Source organism: Herbaspirillum sp. ST 5-3 (genome assembly GCF_004804275.1).
Taxonomy (GTDB): domain Bacteria; phylum Pseudomonadota; class Gammaproteobacteria; order Burkholderiales; family Burkholderiaceae_D; genus Noviherbaspirillum.
The window spans coordinates 418880-439000 of the sequence record NZ_STGI01000004.1; the positions used below are offsets into that span (position 1 = coordinate 418880).

Below are 20121 nucleotides of genomic sequence, written 5' to 3' on the forward strand. Positions count from 1 at the left end.
TTGCATGGTTTAGCTGAACAAACGCAAGGCCCGTGTCGACCCCGCCGGGATGCCGGCCGCTTCCATCTGCTTGTAGAACGCCTGAACCTGTTCCGCAATTTCCGTCAGCGCCGCGTCCGACAGCGGCTGGTTGCCGTCATCGACCACAACGCCATCCAGGCGTGCCGCGAGCATCTTGGCGCATGCAATCATGGCTCCGAAGCCGTCGCGCGCAGGCGTAACGCGAGGCACGTCGAGCAACAAGGTCAGGCGCGCTGTCGTCTCGGCGGCAAGCGTCACGTTGGTCGACAGGGAAAACAGGATGTCGCCTTCTCCGTCGGGCATCACCAGCCGCCCATCCGGGCGCAGATCGAAACCTTGGCGCTCAAGTGCTGTGAGCAATGTATTGATCGCCCATGGGGCGCCTTTTGCTTGCACATTGACACTCAGCTGTGCGTCATATTCGGCAACAAACTGGTGCAGGCTGCGTGCGCGCGTCATGACGTCCGTCATGTCGGGCACATCGGGCTCCGCATCGATTTCGTCACACACCTGACGCAAACGCATGATCAGCTCGGAATACTCCAGTTCATTCAGCGCACCGCTGCGATTGGCGAGCTGTACTCCCGCAAACAGTCCGTAGTACACGCCACCGTGCGTGACCGGCTCCCATACGCCATCATCGCGCTGTGCGATGAAATGGACCGGCTTGTTGCCGACATGTCGCAAGGCCTGGAGCTTGGGAAGAATCTTTTCGCCTCGTGCCGGCGCTTCCAAGGCGAGAGAAATGGCGCAATCGATCAGCTCGTCGACGGGTAGTTCCTTCTGGGGCTCCTCGACCGTCTGAGCTGCCGCTTCACCGCCAGCGTGAATTTCAGGCTCCGCTCCTTGATGCTCTGGCGTCGGCGCAAACATGGGTTCATGACGTTCGCTGACTGCATCGCCGGAAACAGCTCCGGAATGCATCAACACGTCGTCGTGTTCGGAGGAAAAGGCGCGTTGTACGCTCTTCTTTGCCTTGTATTCCTGCCACTTGTTGTAGGTGATGACGCCGACGACGATCGCGCCACCGATTGCCATCAGGCTTGCCTGGAGGTCTGTCATGCCGGCTGCACTCCTGTGTAGGAAATCGCAGCGCGAATGATGCCAAGGTCGAAGGAACAGGCGTATACCCATTCCGCAGATAGAAATCGGGTCATTTGGAAAATCCAGTTAGGTGACGGCGGCTCCGATATGTCGCCGTCAAAACATTATGGCTGAAGGCGCGAAATCGCGCGTGCGCGAAGGCTGTCGCAACTTGGGACTCAGGGTAGTGTTCAAGGGAAAAGTTGTCAAGCTGGACAGCCCGGCACACCACTCGGAAACTCCAAATATTGTGCTCCGAAGAAAAATGTATGTCCGGCATTGATCGTTGCCCAATCGCCGCACTCATGCCGTTGACGATCATCAATGCACAGGACATTCAGTGACTAAAGAATAACAACAACCCGGAGCGGCATCTGATTGTTTCTCGTAACAAAGTATTGCGCGCCGCTCCTAAACGTATCAAACATCCTTTCTATATGGAGACACGCATGGAACTCGATCATGGAACAGCTACCATGTCCCGCGCCTTTGCAAGCTCTGGCGAGCACGCCGAAGCGACCGTGCACGCAAAAGCAAACAACAGCTCCTCCAGCAATCCGACAAGGCCGGCCGGGATGAACATGCGCTTGAAAAAAAATCGTCTCGACAATTCCGGGACGAAAGACTTCAAGCTGCAGGAGCTTGCCATGCTTTCCATCGCCCCCATCGTTCGCTCAATCCATCATTGGTGGCTGCAACGCGCTGAGGAGCATTACCTGATTTGCGCTGATGTTGAACAGCAACGCGCACGTGAGGCGCAGATGAATGTCGCCTATTATCAAAAACGTGCAGCCCTCGCCCGCTCCGCCCGGAACTAAACCCAGCCTCGCTCAAACAGCGGGCGGCCTTCCAAGCCACCCGCTCTCCTTGAACACCAGAGATCACGCCGCCTGAGCTTCACTCGCGAAATTTGCCGCGGATTCCATATCAACGGCCACGATGCGCGACACGCCTTGTTCCTGCATCGTCACGCCAATCAGTTGCTGTGCCATTTCCATTGCGATCTTGTTGTGCGAGATGAACAGGAATTGCGTGTGCGACGACATGCGCTTGACCATGTTGCAAAAACGTTCCGTATTCGCGTCATCGAGCGGCGCGTCGACCTCGTCCAGCAGACAGAACGGAGCGGGATTCAACTGGAACATCGAGAACACCAATGCGGTGGCGGTCAGCGCTTTTTCTCCGCCGGAGAGCAGGTGAATCGTGGCGTTCTTCTTGCCCGGCGGCTGGGCCATCACTTGCACGCCGGAATCGAGAATTTCCTCGCCGGTCATGATCAGTTTTGCATTGCCGCCGCCGAACAGTACCGGGAACAATTCGCCGAAATGTTTGTTCACCTTGTCGAATGTATCCTGCAACAGGTCGCGCGTCTCCTTGTCGATCTTGTTGATCGCATCTTCCAGCGTCGTGATGGCTTCGGTCAGGTCGGCGTGTTGCGCGTCGAGGAAGTTCTTGCGCTCCGATGCCTGTGCAAGCTCGTCCAGTGCAGCCAGGTTGACGGGACCCAACGCGGCAATAGCATTGGTCAGGCGGGTCACTTCACCTTGCAGATAGGACGGGCGAATCTCACCGGTGAGCTTCTCCGATAACGCCGCTTCGTCCGCCTGCGCCTCGGCCAGTTGCTGCGCGTATTGTTCGAAATTCAGGCGGGCCGCCTGCTCCTTCAGTTGCAGTTCCGTGATGCGGTCGCGCTGCGGCTGAAGATTTCGCTCTGACTGCAAGCGGGTTTCCTCGGTATGGCGCAGCTTTTGGGTCAATTGATCCAATTCATGACGCGCATCCGCCAGCGCACGCTCCTGGTCAGTACGTTTTTCCAGCAGCGATTGCAAGCCGGCTTGTGCAGCCTGGTCGTCGAGGCTTTCGAGTTCCAGATGGCCTTGTTCCATGCTGGCGAACAATTGGGCCGATTGCTCCAGCGCGGTGGCGATGCTGCGCTTGAGTTCTTCGATCTTGTTGCGGTGCGCCTTCTCGGCAAACTCGGCTTCCTGCGCAGCACGCTCCAGTTCGCGCAGGCGTTGACGTGCGTCGTTGAGCTGTTGCTCCTTGGCGAGGTAGTCGGTCTGGCCGTCTTCATGCTTTTCCTGGAGTTCCGCAAGTTCCATGTCCAGCTGTTCGAATTTTGCTTCCGACTCGGCCTTGATCTGCTGCTGCTCGGTTTCCTGCGCGGCGATTTCGGCGAGGTCGGATTCGATTTGCGTGCTGCGCTGATTGAAACGGTCCTGCACTTCGGAAAGTTTCATCACGTCGATCTGCAGGCTGTGCACGGTTTGCGTCAAGAGCGAGACGCGCTGGCGCAACTCCTGCAGGCGCTGCATGGCTTGCGACAAGGCGGCTTCAGCGCGCACCGCACGCGACTTTGCCTCTTCCGCGAGCATGTGCTGCGCGCGAAGCTGCTTGCCAATGTTTTCGATTTCCTGCTGGCGCGCCAGCATGCCATCCTGTTCGGAATCGGAGGCGTAAAAGCGGACACTCGACTGGCTGATGACATGGCCTTGCTTGGTCACGAAATAGCCGCCTACCGGCAACTTTGTGCGGTCGACGAAAGCGGCTGCAACGTCCTCTGCCACGAAGACATTGAACAGCCAGTCCTGCATCAGGGTCCGCAGGCCTGGGTCGTTCAGTTGCAACAGATTGATGAACGGTTTCAGGCCGGCCGGCGCTTCGACGCTTGCCGGAGCACCGACGTTCGGGGTGAAGAGTGCCAGCTTGGCGGGCGGGGCATCGTTGAAAAATGACTTTGCCCAGTCCAGATTCGACATCTCGAGTGCGGAAGTCCGTTCGCGCAGCACGGATTCAAGCGCCGTTTCCCAGCCTTGGTCGATATGCAATTTTTGCCATAGGCGCGGCAAGTCACCCAGCTCATGCTTCTTGAGCCATGGCTGGACCTTGCCCTGATTCTGCACGTTTTCTTGCAGTTGCTTCAATGCCGCCAGACGCGCTTCCAGCTGGGCGTTATTGGCGGTTTCCCGATTCAATTGCTCTTGTGCCGTGCGGCGCTCTTCTTCCAGCCTCGGCTGCTGCTCCTGGGCACCTTCCAGTTGCTCGCGCACCTCTTCCAATGCCGCCTGTTTTTCCTCCAGCTGCATCCTCAGATTGTTCAGGTGCGCGGTGTCCGGCATGGACATGCCGTTCTTCTCCTGCGCCAGGCGTTCGCGGCGCGCGGCCAGGTTGGCGAGGATATTCGACGCGTTGCGCTGATGTGCGGACTCGAGTTCAATCTGCTGCTGGATCTGCATGATGGTGCTGCGCGACTCGGTTGTCTTGAGCTGTGCTTCACGCCATGCCTGCTCCAGAGCGGGCAGATTGTCGTGCTGGGTCTGTGCGGCGTGCTGGGCCTGTTCAACGCGCATGCCCTGCTCCTCCAGATGCATCTCGGCTTCAGCCAGTTCATCCTGATATTGCTGACCCTGGCGTTGCCATTGGTCGCGCTGTGCAGTCAGCGAATTAAGCTGGGATTTCAGGCGGTTGCGCGATTCGATCACGAACTTGATTTGTGCCTCCAGGCTGCCGATCTCGGAGTTGGTCTGATACAAGTGACCTTGCGCGGTATGCATGCGATCGCCGGCAGCGTAGTGCGCCTGGCGCATATGCTCCAGCTCGGTCTCGACGTGACGCAGCTTGGCATTCTGCTCTTCCAGATCGGTTTGCGCCTTTTCGATGTCACGGAAAAATTTTTCCTGCTCGGTCTTGGCTTCGTTCTTGCGCAGCAGCCATAGAAGTTTCTGCTTTTCATCCTGATCGGCCTGCAATTCGCGGAAGCGCTGTGCAACGGCCGCCTGGGCTTCGAGCTTTTCGAGATTTGCGCCCAGTTCGCGCAGGATGTCCTCAACCCGGGTCAGGTTCTCGCGCGTGTCTTGCAAGCGGTTCTCGGTTTCGCGGCGACGCTCCTTGTACTTGGACACGCCTGCGGCTTCTTCCAGGAAGATACGCAGGTCTTCCGGGCGCGCTTCGATAATGCGCGAAATCATGCCCTGCCCGATGATGGCGTAGGCGCGCGGTCCGAGGCCTGTTCCAAGGAAAATATCCTGGATGTCGCGCCTGCGAACCGCCTGGTTGTTAATGTAATAAGTCGATGTGCCGTCACGCGTGAGAGTGCGCTTGACCGCGATTTCCGCGTATTGGCTCCATTGCCCGGCGGCACGGCCATCGGCATTGTCGAACACAAGCTCGACCGAGGCCCGGCCAGCCGGTTTGCGGGAGGTCGAGCCGTTGAAAATCACGTCCTGCATCGATTCGCCGCGCAATTCCGATGCCTTGGATTCGCCCAATACCCAGCGCACTGCATCCATGATGTTGGATTTGCCGCAGCCATTCGGGCCCACCACGCCGACAAGCTGGCCCGGAACCTGAAAATTGGTGGGATCGACGAATGACTTGAATCCCGATAATTTAATAGAAGTTAGACGCACGTTATGGACTGTTCTTGGCTAGGGTTGGCAGACGGAGAATTTGCCTACGCGAAAGGGTCTTATCATATCATTTCAAGTTCGCACATCAGTACTTTCAAATCAGCAACTTAGAGGCAGAGAAGATGCGCGAACGGTATAATTCGCCCTTTGCATTTCCGACCACTTCTCCCCGTTCCCATCAACGTGAACCCGCTCTTAGACAAGCTGCAACCGTATCCATTCGAAAAGCTCCGGCTTCTCTTTTCGCAGATTACGCCCAATCCTGATTACTCGGCCATTGGCCTGGGCATCGGCGAGCCGAAGCATCCGACGCCGGCTTTTATCCAGAAAGCGCTGACCGACAATCTTGCCGGTTTGGCCAACTATCCGAGTACTGCCGGCTCAGAAGCACTGCGAAGTGCGATAGCCGGCTGGCTGGAGCGCCGCTACAACTTGCCAAAATTGAATCCGGCAACCCAGATCCTTCCGGTGAATGGATCACGTGAAGCCTTGTTCGCGCTCGCACAGACCGTCATCGATCCGACCCGCCAGGCGCCGGGCGGCGGTCCGCTCGTCATGTGCCCGAATCCCTTCTACCAGATTTACGAGGGCGCGGCCTATCTGGCAGGAGCCGAGCCGTATTTCGTCAATTCCGATCCAGCGCGCAATTTCGCTCCCGACTACAAGAGCGTTCCGGCAGAGGTGTGGCCACGCGTGCAATTGCTTTACATTTGCTCTCCCGGCAATCCCACCGGCGCGGTATTGACCCTGGCTGACTGGAAGGAATTGTTCGACCTGTCGGACCGCTACGGTTTCGTGATTGCCGCCGACGAATGCTATTCGGAGATTTACTTCAAGTCGGAAGCGCCGCTGGGTGGACTGGAAGCGGCACACAAACTCGGCCGCAGCAGCTATCCGCGCCTGATCGCATTTTCGAGCCTGTCCAAGCGATCCAACGTCCCCGGGATGCGCTCCGGTTTTGTCGCCGGCGATGCAGAGGTGATGAAGAAATTCCTGCTGTACCGCACCTACCACGGCAGCGCGATGAGCCCGGCCATTCAAGCCGCTTCCGTCGCCGCATGGAACGATGAACAACATGTGATCGAAAACCGCGCGAAGTACATCGCGAAGTTCAATGAAATCACGCCCATGCTGGCCGAAGTACTGGATGTTTCCCTGCCCGATGCCGGGTTCTACCTGTGGGCCAAGGTTGACAGATACGGTGGAATCTCGGATACCGAGTTCGCCCGACGCCTGTATGCCGAATATAATGTGACGGTATTGCCGGGAAGCTATCTCGCGCGCGAGGCCCATGGCATCAATCCGGGACAAGGCCGCATTCGCATGGCGCTGGTCGCCGAAGTCGACGAATGCCTGGAAGCCGCACACCGTATCGTTGCGTTCACCAAAACATTATCGTAATCCCTCAACTTTAGAAGCACTCGACATGACTCAACAACTCCAGCAAATCATCGACCAGGCGTGGGAAGACCGTGCCAATTTCTCACCCAAGTCGGCACCTGCCGATGTCCGCGACGCTGTTGCGCAGGTACTGGCGCAATTGGATCAAGGAATGCTGCGCGTGGCACAGAAAGACAGCGGCACCTGGCACGTCAACCAGTGGGTGAAAAAGGCCGTGTTGCTGTCGTTCCGTCTCGAGGACAACGTTCCGATGCCGGCCGGCAGCGCCATGCAGTTCTATGACAAGGTGCCGACCAAGTTCGCCAATTACACCGCCGAAGACTTCGCCAAGGGCGGCTTCCGTGTAGTGCCGCCGGCGGTCGCCCGCCGCGGCAGCTTCATCGCCAAAAACGTGGTGCTGATGCCCTCCTATGTCAACATCGGCGCCTATGTCGATGAAGGCACGATGGTCGATACCTGGGCAACCGTCGGCTCCTGCGCGCAGATTGGCAAGAACGTGCACCTGTCCGGCGGCGTCGGGATCGGCGGCGTGCTGGAACCGATGCAGGCCAATCCGACCATCATCGAGGACAACTGCTTCATCGGCGCACGCTCTGAAATCGTGGAAGGCGTGATCATCGAAGAGAACTCGGTAATTTCGATGGGTGTGTACATCGGGCAAAGCACGCCGATCTACGATCGCGCCACGGGCGAAACCACCTACGGTCGTGTGCCTGCAGGCTCGGTGGTCATCAGCGGCTCTCTGCCACGCGACGGAGGCAAGTACAACCTGTACGCCGCGGTCATCGTGAAGCGCGTCGATGCGCAGACCCGCGCAAAAACCGGAATCAACGAACTGCTGCGCGAAGCGTAATTCGCACTCGAGGGATTGAAGACCAGGCTTCGGTCCCTTAAACCCTCTTCTGTCCTCTGAAGAGGTCAGCATCACGGCGGAAGGCATCGCGCGCTTCCGCAATATTTTTTAGATGGGGCACATCATGGCAATGGACCGCTTATTCCAGTTGATGAAAGATAAAAAGGCGTCGGACCTGTTCATGACCGTGAACTCGCCGATCCATATCAAGATCAATGGCCATCTGCTCCCGATCAACCAGCAGGCGATGGATTCCGCGACCATCAAGGCACTGCTGGGTGAAGTGGTCTCGACCGCACAGATGCAGGAACTGGAAACCCATAACGAATTGAACATGGGTATTCCGGTCAAGGGGTTGGGCAGTTTTCGTCTTTCGGCGTTCCGTCAGCGCGGCAGCATCTCCGCGGTGTTCCGATACATCCCCGGCGAAATCCCGAAGCTGTCCGATTTACATGTCCCACCGGTACTGGCCGAAATCATCATGGAGAAGCGCGGACTGGTCCTTGTGGTAGGTGCGACCGGTTCCGGCAAATCGACCACGATCGCCGCGATGCTTGACCATCGCAACATCATGAAGACGGGCCACATCCTCACGCTAGAAGATCCGATCGAATTCCTGTTCACCAACAAGAAATCGATTGTGAATCAGCGCGAGATCGGCATTGATGCCGAAAGCCTCAAAGTTGCGCTCAAGAACGCGCTGCGCCAGGCACCGGACTGCATCCTGATCGGCGAAATTCGCGACAAGGACACGATGGCGGCTGCGCTCGCCTACGCCCAGTCGGGCCACCTCGTCGTCGCAACACTGCATGCCAACAACAGCTATCACGCGCTGAACCGCATCATCAACTTTTACCCGCTCGAGAATCGACCGTCGCTGCTGCCTGACCTGGCTGCCACCATCAAGGCCATCATTTCCCAGCGCTTGGTGATGACGGTCAATCAAAGCCGTCGCGCTGCGGTGGAAGTCCTCGTGAACACGCGGCATGTGGCGGAACTGATCGAGCAAGGCGAAATCGGCCAGATCAAGGACGCGCTTGAAAAGAGCATGTCGCCGGGCTCGCAGACCTTTGAGCAGGCGCTCATGCAGCTCATCAAGGACGGTGTGATTACCCAGGAAGAGGGTTTGGCGAACGCGGATTCCGCGACCAACCTGTACTGGTTGCTGAACAATGACGAGTCCACCAAGCAGGCGCCGCCCGAACCGGAGCTCAAGAAAGACGACGGCCCGACCTTCACTGAATTTACGCTGAATGTCTGATGCGATGACCGTCACCCTTTACGGCATCCCCAATTGCGATACGGTCAAGAAAGCGCGTACCTGGCTTGACCAGCAGGATATCCCCTACACCTTTCACGACTTCAAGAAGGCCGGCATCGAACGCGATGTGATCAAGAGCTGGCTTGCCGACGTGGCGTGGGAGATTCTGGTGAATCGCAAGGGAACAACCTGGCGCGGCTTGAGTGACGAGCGCAAGGCAGCCGTCACAAATGCGGACAGCGCAGCCGATCTGATGCTTGAACTGCCCTCGGTCATCAAGCGCCCTGTGTTGCGGGCCGGAACAGGCACGCATGTCGGTTTTTCCGCCGAACTCTATCAACACATTTTCAAGAAGTAAGTTATGAGCAAAACCCTCGCGCTGACCGAAGAACTGATCGCACTCTCGTCCGTCACACCTGACGACAAGGGATGTCAGCAGCGGCTGGCCGAGTTGCTGTCAGGGCTCGGTTTCCATTGCGAGCCTATCCTTTCCGGCAATGTCACGAACCTCTGGGCGCGGAGGGGAGATACGCAACCGTTGTTGGTTTTTGCTGGTCATACCGATGTGGTGCCCACCGGACCGCTCGATCAATGGCATTCCGATCCCTTTGTTCCGACTCAGCGCGATGGCAAGCTGTACGGCCGTGGCGCGGCAGACATGAAGACCTCGCTCGCCGCCATGGTCGTGGCTGTCGAGGAGTTCATCGCAGCGCATCCGAGGCACAATGGTTCCATCGGTTTTCTGCTGACCAGCGACGAAGAAGGCCCGGCTGTCGACGGTACGGTGGTGGTGTGCGAAAAGTTGAAAGAGCGCGGCGAACAGCTTGACTATTGCATCGTCGGCGAGCCGACGTCCACCGATCAACTGGGTGACGTGATCAAGAACGGACGTCGCGGCTCGATGTCGGGCAAATTGATCATCAAGGGCGTGCAGGGTCATATCGCTTATCCGCAAATGGCCAAGAATCCGATTCACCTCGCAGCCCCGGCACTGGCGGAGCTCGCGGCCGAAAAATGGGATGACGGCAACGAGTACTATCTGCCGACCTCGTGGCAGATGTCGAATATTCATGCGGGAACCGGCGCGACGAATGTGATTCCTGGCGAAGTCGTAGTCGATTTCAATTTCCGTTTCTCGACAGCGAGCAGCGTCGAAGGTCTGCAACAGCGCGTGCATGAAATTCTGAACAAATACGACTTTGAATACGATCTGAAATGGATCATCAGCGGCCGTCCTTTCCTGACGCAGCGCGGGAAGTTGAGCGACGCAGTCACCGCCGCGATCAAGGCGGAAACGGGTGTCGATGCGGATCTTTCAACGACCGGCGGAACATCGGACGGACGTTTCATCGCACGCATCTGTCCCCAGGTAATCGAATTCGGACCTCCCAACGGCAGCATTCACAAGATCGACGAACATATTGAACTGCGTTTCATTGATCCCTTGAAGAACATTTACCGCCGCACGCTGGAAAACCTGCTGCTCTGATTGCTCCGCAATGCCGCCACGTCTCTCTCCTTGCGGGAGAGGATAATGGCGTGGAAACGCCAGCACCAACAATCAACTCTCTTGTCATGACTCCAAACAACTTCACTACCATTCGCGATCTGTTGCGTTACGCGGTCACCCGCTTCAATACTGCCAACCTGTTTTTCGGTCATGGCAGCAGCAACGCCTTCGATGAAGCCGCCTATCTGATCCTGCATACACTCAAGCTGCCGCTGGACAAGCTGGATCCCTTCCTTGATGCGCATCTGTTGCCGGACGAGACTGCGTCCGTGCTGAAAATGATCGAACGCCGCACGACTGAGCGCGTTCCGGCAGCCTATCTGACGCACGAAGCTTGGCTCGGCAACTACCGCTTCTACGTCGATGAGCGGGTAATCGTTCCGCGCTCGTTCATCGCGGAACTGATCCCCGACCAGTTCGCACCGTGGATTGACGATCCGGAGTCGGTGGCGAATGTACTGGACTTGTGTACCGGTTCAGGATGTCTGCCCATCATGCTGGCCGACGCCCTCCCGAATGCACAGGTCGACGCCGTCGACATCTCGGCGGATGCCCTGGCTGTTGCCCGCCGCAACGTGGATGACTATCAATTGCAGGATCGCATTGCTCTGATCGAGTCTGACTTGTACACGAACGTGCCGAAGAAGAAGTACAACCTGATCGTCAGCAATCCGCCGTATGTCAACGCCGATTCGATGAGCAAACTGCCGCAGGAATACCGGCATGAACCGCAGCTCGCCCTGGCGGGAGGAACGGATGGCATGGACCTGGTACGCAAGATCGTCGCAGGAGCCGCAGAACGATTGACGAAGAATGGCATCCTGGTGGTCGAAATCGGCAACGAGCGCGCATTTGCAGAAGCGGCCTTCCCCGACCTGGAACTTACCTGGCTATCGACCAGTGCCGGCGATGATACGGTATTCCTGCTGACCGCCGACCAACTCAAAGCATGATTCGTTTTCAGCAAGTCAGCCTGACCCGCGGCATCAAACCGCTATTGGAAAATGTCGACCTGACGCTCAATCCGGGCGACAAGATCGGCTTGATCGGCGCCAACGGTGCGGGCAAGTCAAGCCTGTTCGCATTGCTGCGCGGCGAATTGCATGCCGACCTTGGCGAAGTCGATTTCCCGGCCAAATGGCGCATGGCTTACGTGGCGCAGGAAACACCTGCACTCGACCGCCCTGCCCTGGAGTATGCGATCGACGGCGACGCCAATCTGCGCAAGCTGGAAGCCGAACTGGCAGAACTCGAAAAAGGACCCCACAGCGCAGCCGACGGCACGCGCATCGGTGAACTGCACGCGGCCATGGCCGATGCCGACGCCTACACCGTGAAATCGCGTGCGGAACAGTTGCTGACCGGCCTCGGCTTCTCGCAGGAACAGATGCAGCAACCGGTCGCGAGTTTTTCCGGCGGCTGGCGCATGCGCCTGAACCTCGCACAGGCTTTGATGTGCCCCTCCGATCTGCTGCTGCTCGACGAACCGACCAACCACCTCGACCTGGACGCCATCATCTGGCTGGAAGACTGGCTGAAGCGTTATCCGGGCACATTGATCATCATTTCGCATGACCGCGATTTCCTTGACGGCGTGGTCAATGTGATCGTGCATATTGACGATCTCAAGCTCAAGCGCTATTCCGGCAATTACTCTTCCTTCGAGCGTCAGCGCGCCGCGCACATGGCCCTGACGCAGGCGGCGTTCGAAAAGCAGGCCCGGCAACGCGCCCACCTGCAGTCCTTCATCGACCGCTTCAAGGCAAAAGCCACCAAGGCGCGTCAGGCGCAAAGCCGCATGAAAATGCTGGCCAAGATGGAAGAACTGGCACCCTTGCGCGCAGCTGCCGAGTTTTCATTCGAATTCCGCGAACCGCTGAGTGCGCCCAATCCGCTGCTCGTGATGGAAGATGTCGTTGCCGGTTACCGTATCGAGAGTGCGACGGACCATCAAAGCATCGACAAGCCGATTGTCTCGGGCGTCAATTTTTCGTTGCAGACAGGACAGCGCATCGGCCTGCTGGGCGTGAATGGCGCCGGCAAATCGACGCTGGTGAAAACCATCGCCGGCGAATTGAAGCCGCTTGCCGGCGACATGCGATTGGGGAAAGGCCTGGCGATCGGTTATTTCGCGCAGCATCAGGTCGAAATGCTGCGTCATGACGAGTCCCCCTTGTGGCATCTCGCCCGCATTGCGCCGACCACACGCGAACAGGAGCTGCGCAATTTCCTCGGCGGATTCAATTTCGGCGGCGAGATGGTAACCAGCAAGATTGCCCCGTTCTCCGGTGGAGAAAAGGCACGGCTGGCGCTGGCGCTGATCGTATGGCAGCGCCCCAACCTGCTGTTGCTGGACGAGCCAACCAACCACCTTGATCTCGAAACCCGCGAAGCGCTCACGATGGCGCTGGCCCAGTTCGAGGGCACGCTGGTGCTTGTCTCGCACGACAGGCATCTGCTGCGCGCGACGACCGATCAGTTCATGATCGTCGCAGAGGGACGGCTGCAGCCGTTTGACGGCGATCTGGACGACTATCGCGACTGGCTGTTCAAGACCAAGCTCGGCAAGGCAGAGGCGACGCCTTCGCCGCTGCCGCAGAATTCTGCAGCGCCAAGCGTTCCTGCGTCGGAATCACGCGAAGACCGCCAGGAGCGCCGCCGGATCGAGGCCGAGGAGCGCCAGCGCCTCTCATCGGTGAAGAAACCCATCGAGTCGCGCATCAAGCGGCTGGATGAGCAAATGGCGAAACTCAATGCCCGCAAGGCGGCAGTCGACGGCAAGCTGGCCGATCCGGCCATCTATGACGATGCCAACAAGGAGCAATTGAAGGCATTGATTCTGGATCAAGCCTATCTCGCAAAAGAACTGGAACAATTGGAAACCGAGTGGCTGGAGCAGCACGAAGCACTGGAGCAACTGAATTCATGATCCCGGGTTGCCGCTTGCCGGCATCCCTCATTGACATAGGCGGCCCGCATGACATCATCGATCGACAAACCCCTGCAAGGCGTTCGCATCCTCGACCTCACCCGCTTGCTGCCAGGCCCTATGGCGACCATGCATCTGGCTGACATGGGGGCCGAGGTCATCAAGATCGAGGATCCCGGGCTGGGCGACTACGCGCGAACCATGGGTCCGGTGCGCAAGGAAGTCTCGCAGTTCTTCATTGCTGTCAACCGCGGCAAGCAAGGCATGCGGCTAGATTTCAAGAATGCCGGGCAACGCGAGGAATTCCTCGCGATGGTGGAGAACGCCGATGTGGTGGTTGAAAGCTTCAGGCCTGGGGTTATGGACAAGCTCGGCGTGGGCTGGGATACGCTGAGACAGCGCAATCCGAAACTGGTCATGTGCGCGATCTCCGGCTACGGACAGGACGGGCCTTTCTCGCAAATGGCCGGTCATGACATCAACTACGTCGGCCTTGCGGGAATGCTGGAGCAGAATGTCGGCCCCGATGGCATACCGGCCTTGCCCAACCTGCAGATAGGCGATCTGCTTGGCGGCGCACAGGCCGCGGTCCAAGGGATCCTGGCCGCGCTGATTGGCGCGAAAACGACCGGGCAGGGGCGTTTCGTCGATGTGTCGATGACTGACGCGGTCTTCGCCCACAACATCATGCCCTTGGTGGCCGTCAACAATTTTGGCCGGGCAGCTCCGCCTGGCCGCGATTTGCTGACCGGTGGCGTGCCCTGCTACAACGTGTACCGGACCAGGGATGGGCGCTTCATGGCCGTCGGCGCACTCGAATTGAAGTTTTGGGAGGCGTGTTGCGATGTGCTCGGCCGTCCCGATCTGAAGACGAGACACTGGAGCCTGGGACAGAAGGTTGGCGGCAGCGATGCGATGGCGGTCAAGGCGGAGCTCGATGCGATCTTTGCGCAGGAGTCGCTGGCGACGTGGAGCGAGCGATTCGCCACAAACGACTGCTGCGTGACCCCCATATTGCGCGCCGACGAGGCGCTCGATCATCCGCTGTTCAAGGCACGCGGCATGATCGAGCGCAAGATTCATCCGACCGAAGGCGAATATTGGGCGACTGGCCCGGCCGTAAAATTCCGATATTGATCATGTCCGTCCAGATCACTGAATCACCATGATCCACCGCTTTCCTCACCTGCGAACCCCTCGCCTGCACCTGCGGGAAATCGACTCTTCGGATGCGCCGGCCTTGTTCGCCATTCACTCGGATATCGAATGGATGCGCTGGTATGGCGTCGACGCGATCACCGACCAATCGCAGGCCGATCAACTGGCGGAACTGTTTGCCGGCTGGTTTCCTGCCGGGACCGGCTTTCGCTGGGGGCTGGAACGAATACAGGATCGCCGCTTGATTGGCACCTGCGGACTGTTTCGATGGAACAAAAGCTGGCGCAACTGCGTCATCGGCTATGAAATCGAGCGCGACTCCCATGGGCAAGGCTACATGCGCGAAGCGCTGACCGCTGTCCTCGATTACGGGTTCAACATCATGCATTTGCACCGTGTGCAGGCAGAAACGCATCCCGACAACCTGGCTTCCATCGGACTTGCGACGCACCTCGGCTTTCGGTTCGAAGGGTTGCATCGGGAACAGGCATTCTGGGGCGGCAGGTACCACGACCTGAACTGCTATTCCTTGCTTGAACAGGATTGGCGCGCCGTTTCACGCATTACCTGACCGCCGAAAGGAACGCGATCTTGACCAGGACGCTCAATATCATCGGCTGCGGCAACGTCGGGAAAGTTCTCGGGCGGCTATGGGCCGCCAATGGAACCTTCTCGATACAGCACGTTCTGAACCGATCGCTGGATAGCGGTAGGCAAGCCGCCTCCTTCATGCAGGCCGGCGAAGCGGTTGGCGCCTATGACAGTCTGCGAGCTGCCGACGTCACCATGATCGCAACACCGGACGACTCCATTGGGGAGGCCTGTGCAAGGCTGGCGCAGACCGGTTTGCTGGCTGCAGGCAGCATCGTCTTTCATTGCAGCGGGGCGCTGCGCGCGACAGAACTCGCAGCAGCATCCGCATGCGGCGCGGCTGTGGCAAGCGTTCACCCGATTCGCAGCTTTGCCGCACCGGAGCAATTGGTAAATGCCTTTGCTGGCACGTTTTGCGGGATGGAAGGCGATTCCGAAGCGCTCGCCATCCTTGAGAAGGCATTTTCTTCGATTGGTGCGCAGACGGTGGAAATCGCCCCTGAGTTCAAAAGCGTCTATCACGCTGCCGCAGTGTTTGCCTCAAACTATGTGGTCACTGTGCTGGACGTCGCGTTGCAGGCCTATGTCAAGGCGGGCATTCCCGAAGGTATTGCATTGCGCTTGATGGAACCGCTGACGCGAGGGACTGTCGATAACGTGTTCCGGCTCGGTCCGACCGATGCCCTCACCGGACCGATCGCGCGCGGCGATATCGGCACCGCAGTGAAGCAATATCGCGCGGTCAACGCGTGGGATGACCGCTACGGCGCGCTGTACAAACAGTTGGGGAAACTGACGGCCGATATCGCGGCGCGCCGAAATGCATCGAAAAAGGCAAAGATCTGAACTAGCGGCGAATAGCCTTAGCGTTTGGGCGAATAGATGTCGTGACCGGCTTCGTCGATCTGGCGACGCAATGCGCGCCGTTCTTCAGGGGTGAGCCGGCCCTGCTGCCGCCGGCCATTGTCCGAAGAGGAGTTGGATGCGGAGTTGACCTCTCCCGATGTGCTGTAGCCGCTGCTATCCGTCAGCCCCGCCTCGCGGGCCTGGCGACGTTCCGGCTGCACGCGCAACTGCGCTTCGGCGCGTGATTCCCCCCGGTCGACCGTCGTATTCTGCGTAAAGAAGGCACGCACGGTTTCCCGCCCATCATGGAGATAGCCGCCCGGTTGCGCCGCTGCCTGCGCTGCACCGAGAATCAACAGGAGAGAAACGCCGATGTGTGTGGTTCTCATGGTTATTGAAGTTTATCCGTCATGCCCGTAATTCCCGTTTCTTGGGATAGACTTCGCATACGGGTTAATCTGAACGATGATTAAGTGTATGCGTCGCTGTACGACGCGGTAACATGATTAAGGTAAAGTTTGTAACACTTTGTAATGCTTTGCGCTACAAATAATTTCCCCTGATTTTCTGACGTTACCATAGCGCCATGAATACTACGAATCTGACCACAAATACGCCCTCCCAGTCCACTCCCGGGCATCAGGCAAGGATCCTTGTCGTCGACGACGATCTGCGTTTGCGCGACCTGTTGCGCCGCTATCTCGCCGAGCAGGGATTCAACGTCGTGACTGCGGAGAACGCGCAGGCCATGAACAAGCTGTGGATCCGCGAGCGCTATGATCTGCTGGTGCTTGACCTGATGCTGCCCGGCGAAGACGGCCTTTCGATCTGTCGCCGGTTGCGCGGCGCCGGCGATCAGACACCGATCATCATGCTGACCGCCAAAGGCGAGGATGTGGATCGCATCGTCGGTCTCGAAATGGGCGCGGACGATTACCTGCCGAAGCCATTCAATCCACGCGAACTGGTTGCGCGCATCAATGCGGTATTGCGCCGCAAAGGGCCGGACGAAATCCCCGGTGCGCCGTCGGAAACACCGCAGACCTTCCAGTTCGGCGATTTCATCCTGGACCTCGGTACCCGCACCTTGAAAAAAAGCGGCGAAACCATTTCTCTCACCACCGGGGAGTTTTCCGTTCTCAAGGTTTTTGCACGCCACGCACGCCAGCCGCTCTCGCGCGAGAAACTGATGGAGCTTGCGCGCGGACGGGAATATGAAGTGTTCGACCGCAGCCTGGACGTGCAAATCTCTCGCCTGCGCAAACTGATCGAACCGGATCCTTCGAATCCGATCTATATCCAGACCGTGTGGGGCCTGGGATATGTGTTCATCCCGGAAGGCCAACCGCGCTGAAGAAAACCCGATGCCGCTCCTCGGAAATCGTCTGAACTGGCTTAAGAGCGGCCTATTCTGGCGCACCTTCTTCCTGCTCGCCTTCCTGATCGCGGCGAGCATCCTCGCCTGGGTGGCGAGCTTCCGCATCGTCGAGCGCACACCGCGTGCGCAACAAATGGCCGCGCAGGTGATTTCAATCGTCACGATTACGCGCGCCGCGTTGACCCATTCCGCGCCCGACCTCAGGCGGGAGCTATTGTTCGACCTGGCGAGCAACGAGGGCATTCGCATCTATCCGCTGGAAGAAACCGATGTGGTTGTCCCGCCGCCGGAAAGCGGCTGGATGCCGGTTCTTGAAGCGAATGTCAAAGCACGTCTGGGCAACGACACCAAGTTTGCAGGCAAGGTCAACGACGTGGCCGGCTTCTGGATCAGCTTCAAGATCGATGAGGACGAATACTGGCTGCGCCTCGACCGGGAGCGAATTGAAGGCGTGTCGAGCATTCAGTGGCTCGGACTCGGCACCACCACCCTGGTGCTGTCCCTGCTCGGCGCCGTGTTCATCTCGCGCCTGATCAATCAGCCGCTGGCGCGCATCACGGCGGCCACGCGCGCAATCGCCAAGGGCAACAAGCCCGAACCATTGCCGGAAAAAGGGCCGACCGAAATCAAGGAAGCCAATCGCAGCTTCAACCAGATGGTGGCAGACCTCCATCGCGTCGAGTCGGACCGCGCGGTCATCCTGGCCGGCATTTCCCACGATCTGCGGACTCCCCTGGCACGCATGCAACTGGAAGTCGAAATGGCGCACTTGCCTGACGATGCGCGCGAGGGCATGCAATCCGATCTGGCGCAGATGGACGCGATCATCGGTCAGTTCCTTGAATTCGCGAAGCCCACCGAAAGTACGCATCTGACGAGCGTGAATCTGACCGCGCTGCTGACGGACTGCTCGCGCGAGGCCGGACGCCTTGGCGATGTCAGTGTCAATAGCGACATCGCACGCAACGTGAATGTCTTTGGCAACGCGACAGACATCAAACGTGTCGTCAACAACCTGATCGAAAACGCTCGCCGCTATGGCAAGACGCCGGAAAAGAATCTCACCGAAATCGACATCGTCTGTCGAACGGAAGGCGATCAAGCCGTCATCGAATTCAACGACCACGGCTCCGGCGTGCCCAACGAAGAAATCGAACGCTTGCTGCGTCCCTTCACCCGACTGGATATCGCACGCGGGCAAGCGAACGGCGCAGGGCTCGGTCTGGCGATTGTGGAGCGCATCGTCAAGAGGCATCACGGCGTCTTGAAGCTGTCCAACCGGCCGCAAGGCGGCTTGCAGATCAAGATCCTGCTCCCGGTCACCGGCACCCTCGCCTGAACACCATCTTCCATGCGGATAACTTGCCGCAGGGCTAACACTTTATTACATTGTATTTCTTCTCATAAGCGTTTCCGCGACATACAGTCCTCTCCGTAGAGGCCAACATTCGGGGAAGTATTCCGAAGGGCTTTTTTTGCCAAGGAGAAAACATGTACGCCCAACAATTCTTTCGCGCCCTTGCCCTGCCCTCGGCGATTGGACTCGCCGCCCTGCTTTCTGCATGTGGAGGTGGCGGCGGTGCCAGCGTGGGTTCCGGTACCTTGCAAGTTTCGCTGACCGATGCACCGTCCTGCGGCTTCGATCAGGTCAATGTCACAGTTTCGAAAGTGCGTGTGCACCAAAGCGCAAGCGCAACCGAAACCGATACCGGATGGCAAGACATCACGCTCAGCCCGACCCGCAAGATAAATCTTCTGACCCTGACCAATGGCATCCTGCAAGATCTCGGGAAAACGACGCTGCCGGCCGGGCACTACACGCAGGTACGCCTGGTGCTCGACCCCAACAGTTCAACCGCTCCGGTGGCGAATTCAGTCGTCGCCGAAGGCACGATGACCGAAATCGCACTTGTCACCCCCAGCGCAGTGCAGACCGGCATCAAGCTTAATCATGAATTCGATGTCGCGGCCGATGCACAGGTCGATCTCGTGCTCGACTTCGATGCCTGCAAATCCATCGTCAGCAGAGGCAACGACAGCTATTCGCTGAAGCCGGTCATCAGCGTGATACCGCAAATCACCAGCGGCGGTATCAGTGGCTTCCTTCCGGCCGGCCTGACCAGACCTGTCGTCAGTGCACAGCAAAACGGTGTCGTGGTGAAATCGACCACACCGGATACAAGCGGCTCGTTCAACCTGTCGCCGCTGCCGGCAAGTTCGACCGGCTATGTGGTCGTCATCGCCGCTGACGGCCGTACGACTGCCGCAATTACCGGCGTTCCGGTAACGACCGGCGCGACAACCCCTGTCAGCACCAGCACGGCGCCCATCATCCTGTCCACATCGGCCATGCGCACCATCAGCGGCATCGCGACGCCGACCACGGCGCAGGCAACGGTCCGGGCAACGCAGGCCTATGCATCTGGCGGGCCGAAGGTGGAAGTGGCCTTCAAGGCCGCCGATTTGACTAGCGGCGCTTACGCCATGTCAGTCCCGGTTGCAGCACCGCTACTCGGAAAGTTCGGCACACTGCCGATTACGCTTGCCGCCGATGCCAGCCTCGCCGGGAAATATGTGCTTGAAGCATCTGCAACCGGCTACGCAACGCAAACCTTCAATGCTGACGTCGGGACGGCGGACGTGACGAAGGATTTCGCACTGGTTCCCTGATCGCAAAATCG

17 protein-coding genes are annotated in these 20121 nt (G+C 58.6%); 14 read left to right on the top strand and 3 right to left on the bottom strand.

Annotated features, from left to right (window positions below):
* Positions 1–9: 9 nt before the first annotated feature.
* A complete protein-coding gene (locus E6W33_RS11070) occupies positions 10–1083 on the bottom strand; it encodes a cell division protein ZipA C-terminal FtsZ-binding domain-containing protein (protein ID WP_136417341.1) in 1074 nt (357 codons plus the stop codon).
* A 470-nt stretch (positions 1084–1553) separates the two neighbouring features.
* On the opposite strand from E6W33_RS11070, the gene E6W33_RS11075 reads away from it, so the two are divergent.
* The gene (locus tag E6W33_RS11075; protein ID WP_136417342.1) at positions 1554–1922 is read left to right on the top strand and encodes a hypothetical protein; all 369 of its coding nucleotides are present in this window, start codon (positions 1554–1556) and stop codon (positions 1920–1922) included.
* A gap of 63 nt (positions 1923–1985) precedes the next feature.
* Here E6W33_RS11075 and smc read toward each other — a convergent pair whose 3' ends face one another.
* Positions 1986–5513: a chromosome segregation protein SMC gene (smc, locus tag E6W33_RS11080; protein WP_136417343.1), complete on the bottom strand. Its 3528-nt coding sequence runs from the start codon at positions 5511–5513 to the stop codon at positions 1986–1988.
* Positions 5514–5696: 183 nt separating this feature from the next.
* Here smc and dapC point away from each other — a divergent pair, with 183 nt between their 5' ends.
* The 10 genes from dapC (at position 5697) to E6W33_RS11130 (ending at position 16062) form a co-directional block, all read left to right on the top strand.
* Complete coding sequence (dapC, locus tag E6W33_RS11085; protein WP_136417344.1) at positions 5697–6914, top strand: succinyldiaminopimelate transaminase; 1218 nt, start codon at positions 5697–5699, stop codon at positions 6912–6914.
* Between the two features lie 25 nt (positions 6915–6939).
* Complete coding sequence (dapD, locus tag E6W33_RS11090; protein ID WP_136417345.1) at positions 6940–7767, top strand: 2,3,4,5-tetrahydropyridine-2,6-dicarboxylate N-succinyltransferase; 828 nt, start codon at positions 6940–6942, stop codon at positions 7765–7767.
* Positions 7768–7891: 124 nt separating this feature from the next.
* Complete coding sequence (locus E6W33_RS11095) at positions 7892–9028, top strand: PilT/PilU family type 4a pilus ATPase (protein ID WP_136417346.1); 1137 nt, start codon at positions 7892–7894, stop codon at positions 9026–9028.
* Complete coding sequence (locus E6W33_RS11100) at positions 9021–9386, top strand: ArsC family reductase (RefSeq protein WP_136417347.1); 366 nt, start codon at positions 9021–9023, stop codon at positions 9384–9386. Before E6W33_RS11095 ends, E6W33_RS11100 begins: the two co-directional genes overlap by 8 nt.
* A gap of 3 nt (positions 9387–9389) precedes the next feature.
* Complete coding sequence (dapE, locus tag E6W33_RS11105) at positions 9390–10517, top strand: succinyl-diaminopimelate desuccinylase (RefSeq protein WP_136417348.1); 1128 nt, start codon at positions 9390–9392, stop codon at positions 10515–10517.
* Positions 10518–10603: 86 nt separating this feature from the next.
* The gene (gene prmB / locus E6W33_RS11110) at positions 10604–11491 is read left to right on the top strand and encodes a 50S ribosomal protein L3 N(5)-glutamine methyltransferase (protein ID WP_136417349.1); all 888 of its coding nucleotides are present in this window, start codon (positions 10604–10606) and stop codon (positions 11489–11491) included.
* Positions 11488–13467, top strand: coding sequence for an ATP-binding cassette domain-containing protein (locus E6W33_RS11115; protein WP_136417350.1), 1980 nt, complete (start codon positions 11488–11490; stop codon positions 13465–13467). Before prmB ends, E6W33_RS11115 begins: the two co-directional genes overlap by 4 nt.
* A gap of 48 nt (positions 13468–13515) precedes the next feature.
* Positions 13516–14604 carry a CaiB/BaiF CoA-transferase family protein gene (locus tag E6W33_RS11120; protein WP_136417351.1) on the top strand — a complete coding sequence of 363 codons (1089 nt, stop codon included), beginning with the start codon at positions 13516–13518 and terminating at the stop codon, positions 14602–14604.
* A 28-nt stretch (positions 14605–14632) separates the two neighbouring features.
* A complete protein-coding gene (locus E6W33_RS11125) occupies positions 14633–15196 on the top strand; it encodes a GNAT family protein (protein ID WP_136417352.1) in 564 nt (187 codons plus the stop codon).
* Positions 15197–15216: 20 nt separating this feature from the next.
* A complete protein-coding gene (locus E6W33_RS11130; protein WP_136417353.1) occupies positions 15217–16062 on the top strand; it encodes a Rossmann-like and DUF2520 domain-containing protein in 846 nt (281 codons plus the stop codon).
* A 17-nt stretch (positions 16063–16079) separates the two neighbouring features.
* Here E6W33_RS11130 and E6W33_RS11135 read toward each other — a convergent pair whose 3' ends face one another.
* A complete protein-coding gene (locus tag E6W33_RS11135) occupies positions 16080–16451 on the bottom strand; it encodes a hypothetical protein (RefSeq protein ID WP_136417354.1) in 372 nt (123 codons plus the stop codon).
* 197 nt (positions 16452–16648) lie between these two features.
* Between E6W33_RS11135 and ompR the strand changes: the two genes are divergently transcribed.
* The 3 genes from ompR (at position 16649) to E6W33_RS11150 (ending at position 20110) form a co-directional block, all read left to right on the top strand.
* Complete coding sequence (ompR, locus tag E6W33_RS11140) at positions 16649–17416, top strand: two-component system response regulator OmpR (RefSeq protein WP_136417355.1); 768 nt, start codon at positions 16649–16651, stop codon at positions 17414–17416.
* 10 nt (positions 17417–17426) lie between these two features.
* A complete protein-coding gene (locus tag E6W33_RS11145) occupies positions 17427–18779 on the top strand; it encodes an ATP-binding protein (protein ID WP_136417356.1) in 1353 nt (450 codons plus the stop codon).
* Between the two features lie 152 nt (positions 18780–18931).
* Positions 18932–20110 (top strand): DUF4382 domain-containing protein, encoded by a 1179-nt coding sequence (locus tag E6W33_RS11150; RefSeq protein ID WP_136417357.1) that lies wholly within the window; start codon positions 18932–18934, stop codon positions 20108–20110.
* The last annotated feature ends 11 nt before the right edge of the window (positions 20111–20121 follow it).